Annotated in this window: 3 protein-coding genes; all 3 read left to right on the forward strand. The window is 46.7% G+C overall.

From position 1 onward, the window contains the following. A partial coding sequence (locus B4U49_RS00600) for a DUF6714 family protein (RefSeq protein WP_204902954.1) occupies window positions 1–500 on the forward strand: 500 nt, incomplete at its 5' end. 80 nt (window positions 501–580) lie between these two features. Then, on the forward strand, window positions 581–910 hold the full coding sequence (locus B4U49_RS00605) for a transposase (RefSeq protein ID WP_078082669.1): 330 nt from the start codon (window positions 581–583) through the stop codon (window positions 908–910). Further along, complete coding sequence (locus tag B4U49_RS19540) at window positions 907–1,749, forward strand: IS3 family transposase (RefSeq protein ID WP_420811455.1); 843 nt, start codon at window positions 907–909, stop codon at window positions 1,747–1,749. Before B4U49_RS00605 ends, B4U49_RS19540 begins: the two co-directional genes overlap by 4 nt. Window positions 1,750–1,805: the final 56 nt, after the last annotated feature.

Consider the following 1,805-nt stretch of genomic DNA (forward strand, 5'->3'; position numbering starts at 1 on the left):
CGCCGCTGCGCACGGCGTTATGTTTCTACTTAGTCATGAATGATATTCAGGAAATTATAGAAAGAATTACAAAGGCCTTTGATGGCGTTTCTCGGGCTGGAGGAATGACCCTCTCGCAGTCGACAGCGCTCGATGATGGCCTCAGTGAGGAGGATGTACTGGCTATTCCTATCACTGAGCAGGATGAAAAATGGGCAGACGTTCCTGATAAAGAACTTGAAGAAAATGATTTTGGCTTGGCAAATATCGATGAAATTGGTTTTCGATATTATCTTCCTGCGTTCATGATCTACAGCCTTAAGTATGGAGAAGAGAGCCCTAGCAATGTATGCAATCATACTGGTCATATGTTGTGTAGCCATTGGGACCATACTGATACATTTTCATCTGAACAAAAGAAAGCAATAAAAAAATACTTAAAATACATGCGGGACAACCGCAACGATTGGTGGGCGTATCGAGCCTTAGATGTTTGGTGTAAGGATGAGGTATCCGACTAAACATAACAATCACAGGCAGGTTGCTCGGAACCTAACCCGCTTTTGCACACACCTCCATCTAACTGATGTGGAGGTGTCCAATGGCACGAAGAAAGCACTACAATCGTTACGACGACGATTTTAAGGCAACAGCAGTTTCGCTGACCGAGATTCCTGGTGTACTAGCCATACACGTAGCTGAAGCTCTCGATATCCATGAAGTGATGCTTTATCGTTGGCGCATGGAGATGCGACGGGGGCAGATCATGGCCAAGAAGAAAAACATACAGATAGATCCTGAGGTCAAGTCGGAGCTGAAGCGCCTCAGGAAACTGGAGCGTGAGCATAACCTGCTCCAGGAAGAGCATGCCCTTTTAAAAAAAGCCATCCAATTCTCTTTACAACAAAAGGGGAAATCTTCGAGTTCATAGATCAAAACCGAGATAAGCACAGCATTGCAATGATGTGCCGGATCTATGACGTCAGCCGCGATGGTTACAATTCCTGGCGCCGCCGTGGTGTGTGTGGACGTCGGCGAGAAGATAGCGAACTGTTTGTACACATAAGATCGATTTTTAACCGACATGATGGGTGCTATGGCAGCCCCAAAATCACCCAAGAGCTGAAAAAGAAGGGTATAAACGTTGGTCAAAAACGAGTGGCTAGAATCATGCGAAATCACGGTCTCAGGGCCGTGAAATCGCGGATCTATACGGCTCGAGCCGGTACTTACAGGCATGTTTATGGGATCAAATGTAAGATAGAAGGCATCAAGCTGACGCGCCCGAACCAGCTGTGGGTGGGCGATGTTACTTATATCAAGCTCAGAGATGGTAGCTGGCAGTATCTGTCGGTAGTCATGGATCGCTACAGCAGAAAGGTTGTCTCCTGGTCCCTGAGTGATAGAAGGGATGTCTCTCTGACACTGTCCAGCATTGATAGGGCGGTGCGAAACCGTGGACATCACCCTGAGCTAATCTTTCACTCTGACCGTGGTAGCGAGTACTTGTCGGGTCAATATCGTGAGAGACTGCGGCGGTATGGGATCAGTCAAAGCATGAATCGAGTAAAGAACATGAATGACAACGCATTCATTGAGTCGTTCTTTCACCAATTTAAAACAGAGCGTATTAAGCGCCAAGTCTTCGATTCTGAAAAACAGCTAAGATCGACGGTGACCGAATATATGCGCTACTACAACAATCAGAGGTCGCATTCGTCTATTGGGTATGTTTCACCTCAAGAATTCGAGTGTAAAATCAATTGCTAACAACTAGGTGTGTGCAAAATCGGGTTAAGTCCCCTCCAGGCCTTCGGCCCTCCGCG

Source organism: Microbulbifer mangrovi, from assembly GCF_002009015.1.
Lineage (GTDB): Bacteria > Pseudomonadota > Gammaproteobacteria > Pseudomonadales > Cellvibrionaceae > Microbulbifer > Microbulbifer mangrovi.

Coding starts and splice junctions, on each gene's coding strand:
- B4U49_RS00605 (WP_078082669.1), top strand. CDS start 581: ATGGCACGAAGAAAGCACTACAATCGTTACGACGACGATTTTAAGGCA.